Annotated in this window: 24 protein-coding genes; all 24 read left to right on the top strand. The window is 41.2% G+C overall.

The annotated features are described in order from the left end of the window. The first annotated feature begins 16 nt into the window (after positions 1 to 16). Complete coding sequence (locus tag BXY41_RS13160; RefSeq protein WP_104437311.1) at positions 17 to 865, top strand: phage major capsid protein; 849 nt, start codon at positions 17 to 19, stop codon at positions 863 to 865. A 13-nt stretch (positions 866 to 878) separates the two neighbouring features. Next, positions 879 to 1,166, top strand: a complete 288-nt coding sequence (locus BXY41_RS13155; RefSeq protein ID WP_104437310.1) for a Rho termination factor N-terminal domain-containing protein — start codon at positions 879 to 881, stop codon at positions 1,164 to 1,166. Then, a complete protein-coding gene (locus BXY41_RS13150; RefSeq protein ID WP_104437309.1) occupies positions 1,167 to 1,502 on the top strand; it encodes a phage head-tail connector protein in 336 nt (111 codons plus the stop codon). It abuts the gene before it with no gap. Continuing rightward, positions 1,462 to 1,833 (top strand): hypothetical protein, encoded by a 372-nt coding sequence (locus BXY41_RS13145; RefSeq protein ID WP_104437308.1) that lies wholly within the window; start codon positions 1,462 to 1,464, stop codon positions 1,831 to 1,833. Before BXY41_RS13150 ends, BXY41_RS13145 begins: the two co-directional genes overlap by 41 nt. Then, entirely contained in the window at positions 1,830 to 2,366 is a 537-nt protein-coding gene (locus BXY41_RS13140) for an HK97-gp10 family putative phage morphogenesis protein (RefSeq protein WP_104437307.1), read from the top strand. Before BXY41_RS13145 ends, BXY41_RS13140 begins: the two co-directional genes overlap by 4 nt. Then, positions 2,363 to 2,722 carry a hypothetical protein gene (locus BXY41_RS13135; RefSeq protein ID WP_104437306.1) on the top strand — a complete coding sequence of 120 codons (360 nt, stop codon included), beginning with the start codon at positions 2,363 to 2,365 and terminating at the stop codon, positions 2,720 to 2,722. The genes BXY41_RS13140 and BXY41_RS13135 overlap by 4 nt, the downstream gene beginning before the upstream one ends. A gap of 15 nt (positions 2,723 to 2,737) precedes the next feature. Continuing rightward, positions 2,738 to 3,145, top strand: coding sequence for a phage tail tube protein (locus BXY41_RS13130; protein ID WP_104437305.1), 408 nt, complete (start codon positions 2,738 to 2,740; stop codon positions 3,143 to 3,145). A gap of 20 nt (positions 3,146 to 3,165) precedes the next feature. Beyond that, positions 3,166 to 3,606 carry a DUF6096 family protein gene (locus tag BXY41_RS13125; protein ID WP_185140358.1) on the top strand — a complete coding sequence of 147 codons (441 nt, stop codon included), beginning with the start codon at positions 3,166 to 3,168 and terminating at the stop codon, positions 3,604 to 3,606. Between the two features lie 86 nt (positions 3,607 to 3,692). Then, a complete protein-coding gene (locus BXY41_RS13120) occupies positions 3,693 to 4,010 on the top strand; it encodes a hypothetical protein (protein WP_242980197.1) in 318 nt (105 codons plus the stop codon). Further along, entirely contained in the window at positions 3,982 to 7,182 is a 3,201-nt protein-coding gene (locus BXY41_RS13115; RefSeq protein ID WP_242980196.1) for a phage tail protein, read from the top strand. The genes BXY41_RS13120 and BXY41_RS13115 overlap by 29 nt, the downstream gene beginning before the upstream one ends. Before the next feature lie 21 nt (positions 7,183 to 7,203). Continuing rightward, positions 7,204 to 7,587, top strand: coding sequence for a DUF6711 family protein (locus BXY41_RS13110; protein ID WP_104437302.1), 384 nt, complete (start codon positions 7,204 to 7,206; stop codon positions 7,585 to 7,587). 9 nt (positions 7,588 to 7,596) lie between these two features. Beyond that, entirely contained in the window at positions 7,597 to 9,570 is a 1,974-nt protein-coding gene (locus BXY41_RS13105) for a hypothetical protein (RefSeq protein ID WP_104437301.1), read from the top strand. A gap of 62 nt (positions 9,571 to 9,632) precedes the next feature. Further along, positions 9,633 to 9,962 (top strand): hypothetical protein, encoded by a 330-nt coding sequence (locus BXY41_RS13100; RefSeq protein ID WP_104437300.1) that lies wholly within the window; start codon positions 9,633 to 9,635, stop codon positions 9,960 to 9,962. Between the two features lie 70 nt (positions 9,963 to 10,032). After that, on the top strand, positions 10,033 to 10,215 hold the full coding sequence (locus tag BXY41_RS13095; protein ID WP_104437299.1) for a hypothetical protein: 183 nt from the start codon (positions 10,033 to 10,035) through the stop codon (positions 10,213 to 10,215). Continuing rightward, positions 10,215 to 11,369 carry a hypothetical protein gene (locus tag BXY41_RS13090; protein WP_104437298.1) on the top strand — a complete coding sequence of 385 codons (1,155 nt, stop codon included), beginning with the start codon at positions 10,215 to 10,217 and terminating at the stop codon, positions 11,367 to 11,369. Before BXY41_RS13095 ends, BXY41_RS13090 begins: the two co-directional genes overlap by 1 nt. Continuing rightward, a complete protein-coding gene (locus BXY41_RS13085; protein ID WP_104437297.1) occupies positions 11,366 to 12,544 on the top strand; it encodes a hypothetical protein in 1,179 nt (392 codons plus the stop codon). The genes BXY41_RS13090 and BXY41_RS13085 overlap by 4 nt, the downstream gene beginning before the upstream one ends. Positions 12,545 to 12,558: 14 nt before the next feature. Further along, positions 12,559 to 13,005 carry a hypothetical protein gene (locus BXY41_RS13080; RefSeq protein WP_104437296.1) on the top strand — a complete coding sequence of 149 codons (447 nt, stop codon included), beginning with the start codon at positions 12,559 to 12,561 and terminating at the stop codon, positions 13,003 to 13,005. A gap of 155 nt (positions 13,006 to 13,160) precedes the next feature. Next, positions 13,161 to 13,589, top strand: a complete 429-nt coding sequence (locus BXY41_RS13070; RefSeq protein WP_104437407.1) for a phage holin family protein — start codon at positions 13,161 to 13,163, stop codon at positions 13,587 to 13,589. A 225-nt stretch (positions 13,590 to 13,814) separates the two neighbouring features. Beyond that, entirely contained in the window at positions 13,815 to 14,558 is a 744-nt protein-coding gene (locus tag BXY41_RS13065) for a TRADD-N-associated membrane domain-containing protein (protein ID WP_104437294.1), read from the top strand. Positions 14,559 to 14,625: 67 nt separating this feature from the next. Further along, positions 14,626 to 15,405 (top strand): M15 family metallopeptidase, encoded by a 780-nt coding sequence (locus tag BXY41_RS13060; protein WP_104437293.1) that lies wholly within the window; start codon positions 14,626 to 14,628, stop codon positions 15,403 to 15,405. A gap of 235 nt (positions 15,406 to 15,640) precedes the next feature. Continuing rightward, a complete protein-coding gene (locus tag BXY41_RS13055) occupies positions 15,641 to 16,366 on the top strand; it encodes a kelch repeat-containing protein (protein ID WP_104437292.1) in 726 nt (241 codons plus the stop codon). A gap of 149 nt (positions 16,367 to 16,515) precedes the next feature. Then, positions 16,516 to 16,920 carry a DUF1878 domain-containing protein gene (locus tag BXY41_RS13050; protein ID WP_104437291.1) on the top strand — a complete coding sequence of 135 codons (405 nt, stop codon included), beginning with the start codon at positions 16,516 to 16,518 and terminating at the stop codon, positions 16,918 to 16,920. Next, the gene (locus BXY41_RS13045) at positions 16,913 to 17,416 is read left to right on the top strand and encodes a hypothetical protein (protein ID WP_104437290.1); all 504 of its coding nucleotides are present in this window, start codon (positions 16,913 to 16,915) and stop codon (positions 17,414 to 17,416) included. The genes BXY41_RS13050 and BXY41_RS13045 overlap by 8 nt, the downstream gene beginning before the upstream one ends. A gap of 623 nt (positions 17,417 to 18,039) precedes the next feature. Next, positions 18,040 to 18,219, top strand: coding sequence for a hypothetical protein (locus BXY41_RS26570; RefSeq protein WP_146088577.1), 180 nt, complete (start codon positions 18,040 to 18,042; stop codon positions 18,217 to 18,219). Positions 18,220 to 18,308: the final 89 nt, after the last annotated feature.

Raw genomic sequence — 18,308 nt, 5'->3', positions numbered from 1 at the left:
GAGAGGTAATTAATTTATGTCAGTAACTAATTTTATTCCTACAATCTGGAGTGCCAGATTATTAAGACATTTGGACAAGAAACATGTATATGCGAATCTTCTTAACCGTGATTATGAAGGAGAGATTAAGAACTTTGGTGACACGGTAAAGATCAATCAGATCGGTGATGTGGAGATCAAGGACTATGCAAAGGGCGCCGATATTGAAGCACCCGACGAATTAAGCGGGGATCAGCTCACCCTTACAATCGATCAGGCAAAGTATTTTAACTTTGGAATCGATGATGTAGATGCGGCACAGGTTAATCCCAAGCTGATGGATAAGGCCATGATGAGAGCCGCCTATGGTATGAACGATGTGACGGACCGCTTTGCCGCTAATTTGCTGTACATCGGTGTAGATGCTGCCAATGTACTTGGAAGTGATACTACACCTATTGTTCCAACCGCTGAAGATGCTTATGACGCTCTTGTAGATCTTGCTACATTGCTGACAGAGGCAGATGTGCCAATGGAAGGGCGTTGGGCGGTTATTCCTGCGTGGTATCATGGGCTTTTACTAAAAGATAAGCGCTTTGTGGGGAATGGAACGGATTATAATAAAGCAATCCTGGAAGGTGGAGAAGTTGGTGTAGCTGCCGGTTTACGTGTTAGTTTATCTAATAATGTGCCAAACACTGCCGGAACAAAGTATAAGATCATTGCAGGGACCAATGAAGCAGGATCCTATGCAGAACAGATTTTGAAAACAGAAGCGTACCGTCCGGAAAAACGTTTCTCTGATGCCGTAAAAGGCTTACATGTGTATGGTGCTAAAATCTTACAGCGTAAGTGTGTAGCCGTTATGACGGCAAATAAGAAATAAGGAGGGGATTTTTATGTTTATTAGAAATAAAAAATCAAAACTTATTCAGGAATGCTCCAACAAAGATGTAATTAAAATCTGCCTAAAAGATGTGGAGAATTATGAAGTAACCGAAGTAAATCCTGAAGAATTCACCAACTCAGAAAAGGTACCGGAACCCGAAAATATACCAGAACCGGAAAAGAACCTGGAGGACATGACGGTTCCTGAATTAAAAGCACTTGCAAAAGAAAAGGGGATTGAGGGTACTTCCTCCCTTGGAAAAGAAGATCTCCTGGCTGTCTTAAAGGAAGTGATGTAGGTGGAAGAATTTGAAAAACTGAAAAAGCTGACTGGGGAGAGTGATACAGAATTGCTCTCCCTTTTGCTTGAAGATGCAAAGGAATACGTTCTTGCCTACACCAACCGGACAGAGCTGCCCCCAGCATTATTAAAGACCGTCCGGGATCTGGCAGTGATCGCTTTAAACCGTATGGGAACAGAGGGAGAATCTGGCCGGAGTGAAGGTGGGGAAAGCTACAGCTTTGAAGATGCCCCAAAACATATTTACGGAACACTGGACCGGTATCGGTTGATACGGGTAGGAGGTAGGACTTATGAGACTAAAACGAAACCGATTGAAACAGTATCATCTTAGACCTGCAGAAGCCAAGAAAGACAATGAGGGAAACTTCTATATTGAGTATGGGGAAGCAAAGCCTGTGACAGCTGAGATCTGGCCCGCCGGAGGGAAACTGCAGGCGGAAATGTACGGGCAAAAGCTTTCCTACATCCGTAACTGTCGGCTTGATGGAGCGTATAAAGTAGAAACTGATGAAAAAGGTCGTGTCAGCTATCTCCTGGGATCTCAGTCATTTCGTGAAGGTGATGGGTTCTGTGTTTACGTTCCAGGAGGATCAGATCCGGATTATAAGATCATAGCAATTCGACCATACCGGCAGTTGTACATGGAATTGGAGAAGTTATGACAGGTAGTATAAAGGGGCTTGATAGCCTCATGAAAAAGTATAACAACATGACCAGCAGTGTTACGGGTCCGGGATTGGAAAAAGCAGTAGGGGCTTCCATTAAAATGGTGCAGGGAGAAGCAAAGCTTTTGTGTCCGGTCAATGACGGGGAATTGCGGCAGAGCATTAAAACTTCTGTTTACAGGCAGGATGAGAAAGTGATCGGAGCAGCTTATACCAATAAGAAACATGGTCCTTATGTTGAATTTGGCACCGGTCCGAAGGGAGAGGCAGATCATGCAGGAATATCTCCTGAAGTTTCTCAATCCTACACACAATCCCCCTGGTGGATCCATGTAAGCCAGATTGATGCAGCCACCGCTGAAAAGTACCATATGTTTTACATCGATACCCCAGAGGGGCGATTTTACCAGAGTTCCGGTCAGGCCGCGCAGCCGTTTATGTATCCTGCTCTTAAAAACAATGAGGATCGGGCAACCCGTAATATAAAGAATTATCTGGCAAGAGAAATTAGAAAGGCGGTTCAGGATTGATTAATGTAAAAGATGAAGTATACGCAGCTCTTTGTACTGTCACAGATAATGTGACGGACTTCTATCCAAGAGACTGGGAAAAAGATCTTGCAATCCAGTACATGGAAGAGGATAACAAAGTCATGGAATATACGGACATGAAAGAGCAAAAGGCGTACTGCCGGTATCGTATTGATATCTGGGCGAAGAAAAGCACATCAGCGGCAGCAGTTGCTGTTGATCAGGCCATAGCAGCTCTGGGCCTTAAACGCATTCAGTGCATGGACGTAGAGGATCCCAGTGGCTTAAAGCATAAACAGATGAGATATGAAATGGTAATTGATGTAAAGACCAAACAGGTCTATCACAGCTATTAGAGAGGAGACAGATAAATGTTAGCAAATGGTATAACCCTTGGAATGAAAAAGAAGGGAGAAAGCACCTATTCAGATTTGCCAGGACTGAAGGAAGTTCCAGAGCTTGGCGTGGATCCGGAGAAGGTAGATAATACGACACTGGCCGATAAGATGAAACACTCGGAGCTTGGCATTGGCGATCCGGGAGATCTGGCCTATAAGTTCAAGTGGGAGAATGAAGAAAATTCTTCATACAGAAAATTGAGAACTGTGTCAGATGCCAAGGAAACGGTTTCTTTTGAACAGACATTCCCGGACGGAACGAAGTTTCACTTTGATGCACAGTGCAGCGTAAAGGTCGGAGGTGGCGGAGTAAACGCAGCCATTGAATATACGCTCACCCTCGGTCTGCAGACAGATATAGAAGTCTCAGATCCAGCTTAAAGAAAGGAAGGTAATACATAATGAACTATGATTTAGATGAAGAAAATGTAAAAGTTGAACCCTCAGTAAATGGGGAAGAAGCAATGAAAAAGAAACGCGCGCCCTTTGCATACTGGAACGTGGGCGGAAAAGAACATAAGTTAAAGCTGACCACTTCCGTGATCTGTCAGCTGGAAGATAAATATAAGTGTAATCTTCTAAATATCCTGCAAAACTCAGGAGGAATGCCACCTCTGGCCATTATGCTCTCTATTACGCAGGGAGCTATGAAGACCTGGGAGCATGGAGTCAAATATACCGATGTACAGGAAATGTTTGATAAGTACTGCGAGGAGGGCGGGACACAGCTTTCCTTTATGACTGACGTACTCATGCCTATTTACAGTGTGTCCGGTTTTTTCTCGGAGGACCAGCAGACGGAGATGGATCGGAAGCTGGAGGAAGTAAAGGACGTCATGTAAATAAAACCTTATCGGATTTTATATATGAAATTTATCCGGTCGCATTAGATTGCGGATTCAGTCCAGAGCAGTTTTGGAATCTTTCTTTGGCAGAGATTCAGGATTCCCTGGAAAGCTTTGAACGGAAAGAGCAAAAGAAAATAAAGCAAAGGCTGGTTGAAAAGCATTTTCTGGCACAGGATATTGCTCAGTATGTAAGCCTTGTTGTCAATGGCTCAAAGGATACGAAGCTTTTAGAGTTATGGGATTATTTCCCGGAGCTATTTGAATCACAGGACACGAATTTTGAGAAAAAGAAACAGGAGCACGATCTGGCGGTGTACAAGGCACAAATGATAGATTTTGCACACCGCCATAACCATGCCAGGACGGGAGGTGGTAAAGCTGGAAGGCATGACGCTTGAAAAGCTTCAGGTTATCATAGAGGCATATACAAAGCCTTACCGTGACGAACTGGAGAAGGTAAAAAAGCAGACAACAAATACCGCAGCGCATGTGGAGCGGCAGACTTCAAAGATGGCATCTTCATTTAAAAAGATTGCTGCAGTGGTGGCTGCCGTTCTTAGCATTACCGCCATTGTCGCCTTTGGTAAGTCGTGTATTGATTTAGGCTCGCAGCTGGCTGAGGTAGATAACGTCATACAACAGGCAGTCCCCAGCATGGAAAATCGAATTGATTCCTTTGCCAAGAATGCGATAGAAAAGTTCGGCATGTCGGAAATATCGGCAAAGCGTTATGCCGGAGTATTCGCCTCCATGGCCAGGGGATTTAAGTTCTCGGAAGAATCAGCAGCCTCCATGGGCGTAACCCTTACCGGTCTGGCTGCGGATGTGGCATCCTTTTATGATACAAGTCAGTCAGAGGCGTTTACAAAGTTAAAATCCGTATTCACCGGTGAGACCGAAACGTTAAAAGATCTTGGTGTTGTTATGACACAGGCTGCCCTTGATGCCTGGGCTCTTGAAAATGGATACGGTAAAGTAACGGCCAAAATGTCAGAGGCGGAAAAAGTTGCACTCCGATACGCCTTTGTGCAGGACAAACTACGTTTTGCAAATGGAGACTTTGCCCGTACATCAGGAAGCTGGGCAAACCAGGTCCGTATTCTGACAGAGCGGTTTAATGCTCTAAAGGCTACCGTTGGTCAGGGGCTTATAAACGCCTTTACACCAGTGATTCAGGTGATCAATGTCGTACTATCTAAGCTGCAGACGATGGCAAACTATTTCAAAGCCTTTACTTCTGCATTGTTTGGAGATAGGGGCGGAAACGGAAATGGTGTGGCTGACACCATGGAAAATGCAGTAGGATCTTCCGGAGCGATATCGGATAACCTTGGAAACGCCGCTAAGTCTGCCAAGGAAATGAATAAGCAGCTGTCAGCATTTGATGAGCTTAACAACTTAAGTTCCAGTAATGGAAAAGACGGAGGGGCTGGTGGCGGAGCTGTCCCAGACTTAGGGAATCTAAATGGTGAACTGTTTGCAGGTGTTACGGTTAATCCCGCGCTGGAAGCGTCAGCGCAAAAAATTAAGGACTTAGTGGATTCCATAAAAGAAGCAGCAGAGCCTACCAGGGTAGCACTGGAACGATTGTGGAATGAAGGTCTTGCAAAGTTTGGAACCTTTGTCTGGACTGGACTAAAAGATTTTTACCATGAGTTTTTAGTACCTATCGGAAAATGGACTCTTGGAACCGGTATCCCCATGTTTGCGGATGCAGTCAATAATTTTCTCATGAAGGTGAACTGGCCGGTAATCAATGAAGCACTTAGAAACTTCTGGAGAGCTTTGGAACCCTTTGCAGAAAAGGTAGGAGAAGGGCTTTTAAAGTTCTTCTATGATTTACTAAACGTTGGCGCAGGTTTTATTAATGTAGTAGTTCCCGGTGGGTTAAATGCTATAGCGAAAGCTTTAAATTCTATTGATCCAGATAATGCGGAGAGAATCGGGTATGCCCTGGGAGTAATTGCAACTGCATTAATCGGGTTTAAGGCAATAACGGAAGTTCTTGATTCAATAAAAACATTCATCACTTTTGTTTCAGGTCTTAAGATTATTTCTGTACTGAAAAATTTCATTGAGATGATAGCAGTCATTAAAATAGGCGCTGGAACTTTTTCGGAAGCCTTGGCTGTTTATTTTCCTAAAATTACAGGAGTAGTAAAGTTTTTTAAAGATTTTGCAGAAATGATTCTGGTGATAAAAACAGGTGCCGGGACATTTGGTGAAGCTCTGGCGGTATACTTCCCTAAGATATCCGGATTTTTTACATCGGTATTGAAATTTGGAAACGGTCTTTCAGCCCTTACACAGGGATTAAGCGGATCGGCAGCATTTGAGGTAATTGTAGTAGAGATCCTTGGGTGGATTAACAGTGCGTTGGAAAAACTCCTTCCTGACTGGGTGAATAAATTCTTTGGTAATTTAATTTCCGGACTTGTTTCCGGAGCAGTAGTGGGATCCTGGGTACCCGGACTTGGTACTCTTGCCGGTGCGATTGTAGGCGGAATAATAGGTGCTTTAAATGGCATTGAGATTGACGGGAAGAGTATTCTTAAGATCATCGGCGATAAGATATTTAACTGGGATACCATGCAGAGCCTTTTTAAGACTGCAGAAGACGCGTTTAAAAGAGCATTCTCAGGAAATCAGGCATGGTATCAAATAGGCGCAGATATCCTTCTTGGTATTGGCGCTGGAATCAGTGGTGCCTTTGCTTATCTCCTGGAACCGATCGGGGATCTTCTGGACTGGATCGTGGAGGGAATCTGCAGCGTATTTGGAATCCACTCCCCTGCGGAATCCATGAAACCATATGGAGGGTATATCCTACTGGGAATCGTTGAGGGATTTAAAAACACCTTTGGCGAATGGACCACTGCTTTAAATGAGTGGTACACAAATTATATCGCTCCCTGGTTTACTGTCCAGAAATGGGGTGACTTATATAAGACGATTAAAGAACAGCTAAAAAAGACCTGGGACGAAACGGTGGGAGCTTGGAAAACAGACATTACCGGTTGGTGGGATAAGGAAGTAAGCCCATGGTTCACCCTGGAGAAGTGGAAGGGAATCATGTCAAAGGTACCGGAAGCGTTCACAACCACTTTCCGTAATGCGATTGACGGCGCCAGATCCTTATTCAATAAGTTCATTGACTGGCTAAATGAAAAGATGAAGTTTCAGTGGGACGGCGTTGAGATAGCTGGCAAGACTGTGATTGAAGGAGGATCGTTCCAGCTTTTCACGATTCCTCAGATTCCGGCTTTTGCCTCCGGAGGATATCCAACTACCGGAGAAATGTTCCTGGCCAGAGAGTCCGGTCCTGAGCTTGTCGGACGGATCGGAAGCCGTACAGCGGTTGCAAACAATGACCAGATCACTGATGGAATCGCAACAGCGGTTACTGTAGCCAATGCGGAACAGAATCAGTTATTGAGAGAACAGAACGAACTGCTGAGAGCCATTCTTGCCAAGCCTGGAGTAAATAAGTCTGATGTTGTGGACTTGTGGAAATCAGGTGCAGATGATTATAGGCAGAACACTGGCCAGCAGCTTGGAATGGTATATTAAAGTAAAAGGAGAGTGATGCCTATGCCCTATCAGGGGTACTTATTAAAAGTGAATGGAGTTATCTTCCCGAACAAATTAATTGCGTTCGGGACTTTTTCAATTACGCCAAGGCAGAGACAGGATAAGGATTCCTACCGGGACAGTACTGGCTATCTTCACCGAAACATACTGCCCCATAAAGTAACAAAAATTGAGTTTAACACAAAACTGCTGCATGAAAGCGACAAAGCAGAACTTGAAAATATTCTTCGCAACCGGGATGAATATACTCTTGAATATTTGGACGGTGGTTATCAGACCGGGACTTTTTACAGCCCGGATCTGAAATTCGACGTTTATGATATTGATGAGATAAGCGGGGATATCAGATATAAGCCCGTAAGAATTGCCATGATTGAGTATTAAGGAGGTAAAATGCTTAACATACCGGAAGAAATAAAAGCGCTATATCGAAGAAGTAACAGCATAGAGGAAACCGTAAGAAAAGTAAATCTCCGGTTTTATGATGGAACCATTGACCTGCTTTATCCCGGTGAAGATGTCTGGCCGGCTGATGATTTATTCCCGGTTGATGACACACCCATACTTCTTATTGGACCGGATCAGATTAATTATGAATCGCTTATACTCACACAGTCAATCTGTGACACCCAGTCTTTGACCTTTGGGGAATGCTGTGCTGCAAGAGTGGAAATCATTGTGGCAGATGTAACAATGGACGTTACGGGTAAAGAATTTGCTCTATCCGTAGAAGTTGGCGGATATGAGATGATGCTTGGAATTTACAAAGTAAACAGTTTTGAACGACAGGCAGACCGTAGGCTTAGAAAGATCGTAGCCTATGACCGTATGCTGAACTTTGATGTTGATGTGTCAGCCTGGTACCGCGGTCTTACCTTTCCCATGACATTAAAACAATATCGTAATTCCCTGTGTGAATTCATTGGGATCCGGCAGCGGGATATAATACTTCCCCTTGACGATATGGAGGTAACAAGATCCATTGATCCATCTAAGCTGTCCGGGCGTGATGCCATGAAAGCGATCTGTGAAATAAACGGCTGTTTTGGTCAGATTGACATTACTGGAGGATTTAAGTATGTCTTCCTGGGATCGTCGGGACTCTTCCCGTCAGAGGAACTATATCCAGCAGACGATTTATTCCCCTCTCAGCTGGAAGGAGAAACCCTGTCCCATTATAATCCGTCAGGGACTACCTATGAAGACTTTCTGACCTACGGCATTGATAAGGTTCAGATCAGGCAGGAAGAGGGGGATGTGGGTGCTTCCTATGGCAGAGGAACCAACGCATATACCATACAGGGGAATTTCCTTGTATTTGGTAAAAAGGCGGAGGATCTGCTTAATATAGCCATCACAGTACATGACCAAATATCCGGAAAGGTATACCGCCCCTGCAAGATTGTAACACAGGCGCTCCCCTGGGTAGAGCCCGGGGATGGGATTATCTGTTACACCAGTGATGATGTGATAGAAACCTACTGCTTGAAACGTACCATAAATGGCATTCAGGCAATGATGGACACGTTTGAAGCTGCCGGTACCAGGGAACGAAAGGAAAGCTTTGGAATTCCGACTCAGATTATTCAGCTGGAAGGAAAGACGGCTATTATTAAAAAATCTGTGGGAGAAGTCTCTGTCAGATTATCGGACTTAAAAGAAGAAACTGAATCAAAGTTTGTTCAGACAGCGGAGCAGATCCTTCAGGAGGTAACCAGGGCAACGCAGGCAGAGGCGTCATTAAAGCTCACAGCGGATCAAATTAATTTATCTGTAAAGAATTTAAAAGAGTACACAGAAGCACAATTTAAAGTTACAGCTGATCAGATTCTTGCAAAGGTAAGTAAGGGTGATGTATCAGCGGAAATTTCTGTTGAAAGCGGTGGAGTAAATATAAGAGGAAACAGATTCTCATGGACCTCAGACTTTTCCAGTATGACCAGTGATGGAAAGCTGACCTGCCGGAACATCGTTGCTATTAATGGGGTGTTTTCCGGTGCTTTGTCTTCTGAAACATTTTATGCAAACAGTAGCGCTGTGGGATTCGGGGATTTTTATACAAGTGCAGATGGTGCAAATTTATTAAGGTCTAATAATGGTTGGTTTATGCTAGACGTTAAAGATGCTCCTCAGGGTAGTCCAGGAAATGTTGGCAAAACTGCATCATTGTACCTGGGAGGGAGAGGGGTGACGGGAATTAGACTAGAAGGAACAGGAAATATATATGTAGGTGGAGTGTATTGTGGCGATATTCAGTTTGATGATCCTTGGACTGAAGGAATGACTAACTTGGCTATGCTAAAGCAAATATATTTGAGATTAAACCAATTAAGGCGATTTGTAGGTATAAGCAATTGGGACTATTAAATTTTCGCGTACTTGACTTTAAAATGGAAAGGAATTAAACTAAGGTAAAGGGGGAATTGATAATGAAAATATTTAAAACAATAACAGTTTCTCTAATTATCAGTATTTGTTTTTCCTTTCTTGCATTTGGAGAGGGTATGTCACAAATTACGGGGCCAAAGGATACTCAGGTATGGGTCTATCTTGATGATAATAGAGAACGCCAAATAAATCAGTGGAAACAATTTTGGGATGATTGGTATTATCTTGGAGCTGATGGTGTAACAAAATATAACACATGGGCTGAAATTGATGGTAAGTGGTACTATTTCGATAACTTTAGCAGAATGCTCCACGACACCACAACCCCAGACGGTTATACAGTTGGATCGGATGGCGTTTGGGTTCAATAACTAAATAAAACTATTACACAGAGCGCGGATTAATTTCCCCGCTCTTTTTGTGTGCAGAAAGGAGGAAAAATTGAAGAAAGTAATTACTTACACAGAGGATCAGATTGCACAGATCGGCGCTCTTCTAAACGGAATTATTTCTACCGGAGTTCAAAGCGCTAAGAGCATAGCTGTTATTGCTCAAATTTTAGATTCCGGAACACCTGGAGAAATCAAGGATCCGGATCCTGAGAAGAAAGGAGGAGAGGGTTAATGCCTTATCAACCATATTATTACATCACAGACTGGCAGAATTGGCCATCTCAAAAGACAGCAGTAAACCGCACCCACCTTCTGAAAATAGAAAATGGTATCAAGGAAGCTGATAACCGGATCGTACAGATTGATGCAAACAAAGCCGATCAGTCCATAGTAAACACCATGGTAAAAGATGTGACGCTGGATACTGATACCGGAATACTTACCGTAACGCTGCTAAACGGTTCTGTAAAGTCCTATGATCTGGATATTGAAAAGGTTGTAACAAACTTTGATATCACAGACGATGATAAGTTAGTTCTCACACTGGCGGACGGAACAAAAAAAGTCATTGATCTGACGCGGTTCGTTTATTCCGTGGAAAGCACTGCCACGATCTCCATGACGATCACCGACCGGATCATGAAGGCGGTCATTGTAGACGGATCTGTCACAATGGAGAAACTTGACTCTGCCATACAGACACAGTTTCGTCAGTATATGCTGGACGCTCAGTCAGCCCGTGACGCTGCCCTGCAGTATCAAAAGAATGCAAAGCGGTACACAGAGGGTGATGAAGACTTTCCGGAAAGTGAAACAGATAACGCCAAGTATTACTATGAGCAGGTGAAGTTAAACGCTGCAACTTCCGGTCAGAATGCTCAGGCTGCGGCAAACAGTGAACAGATAGCCACGGAGCAGGCAAATATAGCAAAGCAGAAGGCAGCAAACGCTTCCGCTTCTGAAACCAATGCCGCAGGAAGTGCGCAAATTGCCACCCAGAAGGCCACAGCTGCAGCAACCAGTGAACAGTCTGCCAAGGATAAAGCAGACATAGCGGAAGCGGCAGCCGCTATGGCAACTCAAAAAGCCAGTGAAGCCTCTACCAGTGAAGCCAACGCTAAAACCTATATGCAGGGGGCGGGTAACTATGCAAGTCAGGCGCAGTCAGAAGCAAATAGGGCGAAAAGTGAAGCCGACAGAGCCGCCTCTTATGTTGGGCAGGTTAATCCTGGAGCACTCACAGGGATTGAAGCGGCTGACACCACGGGAGTACTGGGAACAGCCGGGGCAACGGTATGGGCACAGGCCTTGGTCGATGGAATTGTGAACAGTGTTATAACGAATGATGAAATAGATGAGATCGACAGTAAGGAGGGAGCAATATGAAATACCTCAGTTATGAAGGGCTGCAGTATTTGTACAGTAAGATACTGACCAGACTTGGATTGAAGGTGGATGTCAACGGAGGGGACATATCAGAAACAGTAATTGAAAATCTGGATACAGTAGAGGATAAATATCCGATCCCGACAGCGGGTGAGAGTGTTAAGCAGTTTTTAGGGAAAACGTTGACGTTCCTTAGATACATAAAACCTCTTACCAGTAATATCACTCTTTATGTATCTGCCAATACGGGATCTGACACGACGGGAGATGGAAGCCAGTTAAATCCATTTAAGACTATACAACATGCTATTGATATTATTCCAAAAGATCTGGGAACACGTGAATGTATTATTTACGTAGCAGATGGTACTTATTCAGAGGATGTAACTATTGCGGGATTTACTAACGGAGTTGTCAGGCTTTACAGTAACCACATCACAGCAATATCCACATTGTGTAAGGTTAATAAAATTCTTGTAACCCAGTGTATGTCATACGTATTTATTGTAGGTTTTGATATTCTAACAGTTAACTCAGCAGGAATAGATTCATATAACAATAAAGCTTTAATTGTTCAATACTGCAACATAGTTGGAAATGCTCCTAATAATTCTGGAATATATGCTGCTGAAAGTGATTTTCAAGTATATAACTGCATTGTTTCAAATCATATGAATGCCCTACGGGCATATAAGAGTGTTGGCACTTCGGCTTATTGGGGGAATACTTCAGGAAATACAAATAGTCTTTATTCCGCCTCCGGATCTATTATAAAGACCATGGGGATACAACCGCAGGGGACACGAATAGCCGATACTGGAGGTTCTGTTTTTTTTGAAAATGGTACGCAAATAGCTGATCTTATTGTATCAGGACTATCATGTACATGGGCGAATATAAGTGGGAGATACTATAGGATAGGTAATCTCAATGGAGGTATAGCACAAGTAGTAGTGAATATAGCTATCTCTTTAACCGCTACTTTAAGCGCACATACGCAATATTCAATAAATGGATTTCCTACAGCAACAGCAAGTACGGCTGTCACAGCACATGCTCAAAATCAATTCGACTATGTACAACTTTATGGTAGCGGAATATATCTATCACCTGCGTACGATTTGCCAGCAGGAAATGTATATTTATTAAGTTGCACATATATAACAAACTCATAAAGGAGGAATGAAATATGAATCAAGAAACAATCAAAGTAGGAGATAAAACCTACAACATTGCAAACGGCAGTTGCAGTCTACACCTATCCAATGGAGAAACGGCAACGGTAGCCATTATTATCGGATCAAATATGATTAATGATATACATAAAAACCTATCAGAAAACAGCACCATCACAAAATACACAGCTGACGGAGTAGAAGAGTGGCAGCGTGGGGATCTGGTATATACGGGGGAAGTGAAATTGAAAAGTGACTTCCCGGTAAGGATTGAACAGAAACAGACCGGGACTGATGATGAGGGAAAACCGGTATACAGCAACGTGGAAGCCCTGGAAGACGTGGTGATCGTTGAGTACCGGACACCAAACATTCAGGATAAGATACAGTCACAGGCAGAGGAAATCAAATCTTTAAGAGCAACAGTCGACACGTTGATTTTATCAGGGCTGGAGGGTTAATTATGTTTGAGACATTAATGAGATTATATAACAGTGGTAAGGGTCCACTTACGGCTACGATGCTGACTAATGCGGTAATTAAGAATTGGATTACTGAATCAGAAAAACAAGAGATTCTGAAAACGAAAAATTAAGAAAGAGTGAGGTAAATGGAAATGGATAGAATTACAGAACTGCTTGCCCTGGCATGGGGAAGCCCGATTATAAAACTTGTTATTTTGGCAGTAGTGATGGACACCTGCTTCGGCTGTATCAGAGCGATTAAAGAGCATGAATTTAACAGCTGTTTCGGAATTGATGGAGCAATCCGGAAAATCTCCATGGTAGCTTCCCTTGCGTTCCTACTGATACTTGATCGGATTGTACATCTTAACCTGATCGGCTTCATTCCGGAAGCGGTCCGATCATATCTGCCGGTTAGTGGCATTGGGGTGGCGGAGTTCTTCGGACTTCTGTACATAGCATATGAGCTGGTGAGTATTCTTAAAAACATGACTCTGTGCGGTCTGCCGGTAAAGCGCTTGTGGGAGACAGTGAAGAAGTTCCTTACACAGTACACAGACGAGCTGCCAGATAACACTTGAGCTGTTGCGACTGTCGCAACGGATGTAATGTCACAATACTGCATTTAATATCAAAGGGCAAAACATAGATAAATATACCTACCCACTAATAAACAATAATCGCATCTCTAGAAAGGTGCGGTTATTTGAGTAAATTATAGTAATTGTATAAAATAATTACATGTAATTGATGTAGAGTTTATTATATGATATATTAATATAAAATATTTAAAGTGTGGGGGTATTATGGAAAAAAATGAAAACAAACATGAAGAATCTTCACTTGATTTGCTTCCGTATATCATGGTGTTGATGATTTTCTTGTTTACAGATCGTATGATTGGTTTTTTCTGTATGACATTAATGTATTTCTTTGATGATATGAGAATAGATACTACGCAAATACAATATTTTGTTTATATTCTTCAAAATGTTTTACCAATAATAGTATATTATATAACCATAAAGAAGGTTTTTCCTGTCATAAAAAGAGATACCCAAAGAATCTTTAATTTTCTTCAAGGAAATATGTCTATTCATACTGGTATAAATATAAATTATGATACAGAATATAAAAAGAAGATAGATAATGCACAAACTGCAATGGATATTATGCGTATAAATTTAAAGGAAATAGCTGAGTATTATTCAATAAACAAAAAACAAGCTAACATTACATTTGTTTCTTCAATACTTGCATGTATAATTGGATTAAGCTTGATTTGTTTTGCTATATTAAATGGAATTATAAATAAAGATAGCGAAACCATAAGCATTGTTACTGGTATCTCAGGGATAATCAGTGAATTCATAGCTGTTCTGTTTCTTTCAATATATAATAGTACCCTAAAACAAATCAATAGATTTTATGATTCACTTAACAGTAAAGAAAAGTTTTTAACAACTATAGAATTGGCAAAAGGATTGGAAGAAAATAAAGAATCAACTATTATTAAAATTATAGAGAATGAGTTTAAAAATAAAGAATAATTATATTAATACAAAATTTTACGGACCTTGGGTAAGCCTGGGTCCTTTTCGATTGGAGGAAAATAATATGAGAGATATAACATTGTGTCACCCACGCCTGCAGGCTCTGGCTGCCAAGCTGACAGCGGAGTCCGATAAGCAGGGCTTAAAGATTGCCATTGGAGAGACTTACCGGACTGTGGAAGAACAGGATGCGCTTTATGCTCAGGGCAGGACTAAGCCCGGAAATAAAGTAACCAACGCACCAGGCAGTACATACAGTTCTTACCATCAGTGGGGGACAGCTTTTGACATTTACCGGAATGACGGACTGGGAGCGTATAACGAAGCCGGGAACTTCTTCGGGAGAGTTGGTGCGATTGGTGTAAACATAGGTTTAGAGTGGGGCGGAAACTGGAAGTCCCCGGTTGATAAGCCTCACTTCCAGCTTCCAGACTGGGGCAGTTCAACGAGTGGGATCAAAAAGGTTTATGCAAGTCCGGAGGCCTTTAAGAAGACATGGGTTCCTGAAGTTCTTGAGAAAAAGAAATCTGGCTGGAAAGAAAAGGACGGCGGCTGGCGGTTCTATTATGGCGATACAGGGGAGTGTGTGCGGAATGACTGGGTAAAGGATCATGGCAAGTGGTACTGGTTTAATGCTGCAGGGATTATGGTCACTAATACTTGGTACCAGTATAACAGCGCATGGTATTACCTGGGACCCGACGGAGCCATGTGTCAGTCACAGCTGGTTGAAAATTCCGGAAAGATCTATGCCGTGGATTCTGATGGTAAGATGATCACGGAGCCAGTGAAGCTCACACCAGATCAGGATGGAGTGCTGCAGTATCCTGGATTAGTGAAATAGTGCTAAATTTGTTTGGCAAGGTTACCAATTGTCCAGATCGATACAAGATGATAATATAAATGCATTCTAAAACATAAATCAAGTGCTGAAATCCCAGAATACTATAATCGATTATATTAAAAAATTATAAGTCATTTGTTACATTCAAATGGCTTTCTTTTCTGCACTTTATTTATTGATTTAGAATATTAATAACAACAATAATTACAAAAGATAAATTTTGGAGGTACATTGTATGAATAATAGATTATTGATTAGAATAGCAACGGTTATTTTTATGTTGGTTAGTGTAATGTTTATAGGACAGGTTACTGCTTTTGCTGATGAAGTTGAACCTGTTTGGACGGAATTGGCATCAATGTCTACAATTCGTGTTTCAAATACTGAACAATTTCAAACAGAAGTAATAGATGGAAAAATATATGCGATAGGTGGAATAAATAATTCAACAGAGGTGTATGACCCGGCTACAGCCACAGCGGGAGACTCTAAAGTTAATCTGAAATGGAATACGGTGACAGACGCAACAAGTTACACTGTTAAGCGCTCCACGACTGCAGGAGGCCCATATACAACAATAGCCACAGGCATAACGGGAACTACCTATACAGACACAGACGTTACGAATGGAACTACTTACTATTATGTTGTAACGGCAATCATCAACGGCAGCGAAGGATGGAATTCCAATGAAGCCTCAGCCACTCCACAAGCTTCCACTGATCAGCCAACCGGTAATAAAGCTCTTCTTGTTATTACTATGGTAACCGGCGAACGGAAGGAATACGAAATGACTGCAGACAAAATAAATGACTTTGTAACATGGTATAACAGCAAAGCAGCGTCAAGCCCAACCTTTGCAATTGAAAAGGATTATAATAAAGCTTCGTTCACAGCTCGGAAAGATTATATTGCTTACGAACAGATTTCAAACTTTGAAGTGAATGAATATAATGATTGATGAAATAGCCCTGGGAAACTAGGGCTTTTTCTGTTAATTTATAGAAGTTGTCCAAAACTACAGTATTATTATTTTAAATTATATTGAATTCCTGTATAGATATGATAAACTTAAAGAAAAAAAGTGGAAATATAAAAGGAGGTTTATGCATGGATATTCAAGATCTAATAAAAAAATATGAAGAATTAGAAGTGCGAGTTTCGCAATTGGAGTTTAGGGAAGAACTTTTGAGGGTGGATACAAATGTAAATGGTATTTTGTTGGATTATAATGTGTCGCGTGAACAGTATGCAAAAATAATGGATATAATGGATGAAATGAGGAACAAGCTTAATAAAAGCGAAGCTATTTTAAATCATAATTTCGAAAAAATGATAACTGATATTTTTGGTGGAGAACATAAAGCTTTTAATAGAAGTATGCCAATTGAATATCATTTTTGTGAAAGTTTGGCTAAGGCATTTATGGATGATGGCCGTTGGGAGGAAGTATTTCCTGCATTATATGGTGATATGAAAAAATATCAATATTTAAAGGAAAAAAATAATGATTAATTATTTAGAACTATTGTTTGCAGCGATATCAGCCTTAGGTGCACTTTTAAGTGGATTTGCAGCTTATCAATCAAGAATAAATAAGAAAGAAATGGATAAAACAATTGATAAACTTAAAAATCACATAAAAAGTATTAATGACCTAATTTTATTAGAGCCAGTATATTCTCAGTTAGAAAAAATGGCTCAAAAATTTAATAATATAGCAAGTGGGGCATTACCCAATGCTCGTGGTAGCAAGACTGAAATTGATTATTATGTTGAATTGAAAGCAGAAGTTTCAAAAATTTTAGGAAATATTCCTGGGGAATATACCACTTTTAGAGTAGTTTTGACTGATATAATAAGTGCATTTACATCATGCATTAATGAAAGTAAATCATTTAAACAATTAGATAAAGATAATAGATATAACTATGCTTATGTCGAAGAAAAATATCAAGATTCATTAAGAGAGTTAAATACAATTCTGCGAAATATTAAATATCTAAATTAAATTAATATTGTATTGAATCACTAATAATTCATGTTGCATTTCGTGTTGCATAACCTTATAAATACTTATTTTTTATGGTAAATATTTGTCTGTCAAAATAAATACTAATGCCGAGAAACCTCGATTTTATAAGGAATCCCGGCATTTACTAATGTTTTGTCTATTCATTTGCATGGGTTCGAATCCCACTATCTCCACTTAAACAATAAGCCGCAAGCATGATCGCTTGTGGCTTAAATTATATCTAATAGGGACGGGACACTTGATAAATCAAGGGCAACAAAGGCACATTTTCAATTTTGAGAATGTGCCTTTGTTATTTTTTACTTTACAGATCAATGAGCAAAAAATTTGACACACCTGCACCTGCAGCAAATTTGACATACATAATATTACCAAAAATTACATGTAGCCGGTTAAATGTTACATCTAGCACAAATTTAACCATTTTTGGTATATAATGTGACATTAGAATAGTGTTACATAGTAATAAATAAAAAAGTCCAAATAGATGCGAGAGGTGCTGCATCTGTAAATTTAAAACAGAAGACAACCAGCATCGACATTGATCAGGGTATATCATTTACCGGAGGAGAACTGAAAGTACAATAGGCAGGAGGATCATGATGGACCGGTTAAAAGAATTGGAGAGAGCCGCCCAAGATGCTGAGGAAGAGCTATTTGCTTCCCAGTGCCGGAGACTTGAAAAGGAATACCGGAAAAAGGAGTACAGAAATGAAGTGGTGGATGCCTTTGTACGGTTATTCAGTCAGGCAGTGGATGAGCAGAAAGAAGTATCATGACTGGGAATCTGCTATCTTCACACCAGCCTTCATACCGGAAGCTATGAATTCCGGTTATCCCTGTATGACGAAGAATTCTTTTTTGATCC

It is taken from the genome of Lacrimispora xylanisolvens (assembly GCF_002934545.1).
Lineage (GTDB): Bacteria > Bacillota > Clostridia > Lachnospirales > Lachnospiraceae > Lacrimispora > Lacrimispora xylanisolvens.
The sequence above is the reverse complement of the archived record's forward strand: the minus strand, read 5'-3'. Positions and strand labels throughout refer to the sequence as shown.

What these genes read in the sequence shown, in the direction of transcription:
- BXY41_RS13090 (WP_104437298.1), top strand. Translation starts at nt 10,215, where the DNA reads ATGCCTTATCAACCATATTATTACATCACAGACTGGCAGAATTGGCCA.
- BXY41_RS13045 (WP_104437290.1), top strand. Translation starts at nt 16,913, where the DNA reads ATGATTAATTATTTAGAACTATTGTTTGCAGCGATATCAGCCTTAGGT.
- BXY41_RS13080 (WP_104437296.1), top strand. Translation starts at nt 12,559, where the DNA reads ATGAATCAAGAAACAATCAAAGTAGGAGATAAAACCTACAACATTGCA.
- BXY41_RS13140 (WP_104437307.1), top strand. Translation starts at nt 1,830, where the DNA reads ATGACAGGTAGTATAAAGGGGCTTGATAGCCTCATGAAAAAGTATAAC.
- BXY41_RS13110 (WP_104437302.1), top strand. Translation starts at nt 7,204, where the DNA reads ATGCCCTATCAGGGGTACTTATTAAAAGTGAATGGAGTTATCTTCCCG.
- BXY41_RS13155 (WP_104437310.1), top strand. Translation starts at nt 879, where the DNA reads ATGTTTATTAGAAATAAAAAATCAAAACTTATTCAGGAATGCTCCAAC.
- BXY41_RS13145 (WP_104437308.1), top strand. Translation starts at nt 1,462, where the DNA reads ATGAGACTAAAACGAAACCGATTGAAACAGTATCATCTTAGACCTGCA.
- BXY41_RS13085 (WP_104437297.1), top strand. Translation starts at nt 11,366, where the DNA reads ATGAAATACCTCAGTTATGAAGGGCTGCAGTATTTGTACAGTAAGATA.
- BXY41_RS13105 (WP_104437301.1), top strand. Translation starts at nt 7,597, where the DNA reads ATGCTTAACATACCGGAAGAAATAAAAGCGCTATATCGAAGAAGTAAC.
- BXY41_RS26570 (WP_146088577.1), top strand. Translation starts at nt 18,040, where the DNA reads ATGATGGACCGGTTAAAAGAATTGGAGAGAGCCGCCCAAGATGCTGAG.
- BXY41_RS13060 (WP_104437293.1), top strand. Translation starts at nt 14,626, where the DNA reads ATGAGAGATATAACATTGTGTCACCCACGCCTGCAGGCTCTGGCTGCC.
- BXY41_RS13065 (WP_104437294.1), top strand. Translation starts at nt 13,815, where the DNA reads ATGGAAAAAAATGAAAACAAACATGAAGAATCTTCACTTGATTTGCTT.
- BXY41_RS13100 (WP_104437300.1), top strand. Translation starts at nt 9,633, where the DNA reads ATGAAAATATTTAAAACAATAACAGTTTCTCTAATTATCAGTATTTGT.
- BXY41_RS13160 (WP_104437311.1), top strand. Translation starts at nt 17, where the DNA reads ATGTCAGTAACTAATTTTATTCCTACAATCTGGAGTGCCAGATTATTA.
- BXY41_RS13070 (WP_104437407.1), top strand. Translation starts at nt 13,161, where the DNA reads ATGGATAGAATTACAGAACTGCTTGCCCTGGCATGGGGAAGCCCGATT.
- BXY41_RS13050 (WP_104437291.1), top strand. Translation starts at nt 16,516, where the DNA reads ATGGATATTCAAGATCTAATAAAAAAATATGAAGAATTAGAAGTGCGA.
- BXY41_RS13055 (WP_104437292.1), top strand. Translation starts at nt 15,641, where the DNA reads ATGAATAATAGATTATTGATTAGAATAGCAACGGTTATTTTTATGTTG.
- BXY41_RS13125 (WP_185140358.1), top strand. Translation starts at nt 3,166, where the DNA reads ATGAACTATGATTTAGATGAAGAAAATGTAAAAGTTGAACCCTCAGTA.
- BXY41_RS13130 (WP_104437305.1), top strand. Translation starts at nt 2,738, where the DNA reads ATGTTAGCAAATGGTATAACCCTTGGAATGAAAAAGAAGGGAGAAAGC.